This window comes from Neisseria sp. RH3002v2f, from assembly GCF_014596375.1.
GTDB lineage: Bacteria > Pseudomonadota > Gammaproteobacteria > Burkholderiales > Neisseriaceae > Neisseria > Neisseria cinerea.
In genome coordinates, this window is the sequence record NZ_MAYZ01000015.1 from 1 (window position 1) to 440 (window position 440).

At 71.6% G+C, this 440-nt stretch carries 1 protein-coding gene; it reads right to left on the reverse strand.

The features are described from left to right. Window positions 1-294 (reverse strand): response regulator transcription factor (locus BBW69_RS02570; protein WP_188210314.1); only part of this gene is annotated, 294 nt, incomplete at its 3' end. Window positions 295-440: the final 146 nt, after the last annotated feature.

Here is a 440-nt window from a genome sequence, read left to right on the forward strand (position 1 = left end):
CTCCAGCGCCTCGAACACGTACTCGTCGATGTCGAAGGTCGTGAGGATCAGCACCGGGACGGCGGGTTCGTCTTCTCCCCGACCGGCAAGCGCCCGCGCCACCTCAATACCGCTGAGGCCCGGCATCCGGACGTCGAGGCAGGCGACATCGGGCTGCAGCGACGTCGCCGATTCGAGCGCTTGCAAGCCGTCGGATGCCGTCGCGACCACCTCGATGTCATCTTCAGCCGCGAGTAGCGCGGCGACCCCCGCCCGCACCAGAGGCTGATCGTCGGCGACGAGCACGCGGATCACGAGCTCGCTCCCGGGGCGCCGAGCGCCTCGGCCGGCGCCGTGAGCTGGACACGCCAACCGCCGCCGGCCTCCGGTCCCGCGTCCAGCGTGCCACCCACCAGGCCGGCCCGTTCGCGCATCCCGAGCAGTCCGAATCCCTCGCGAGC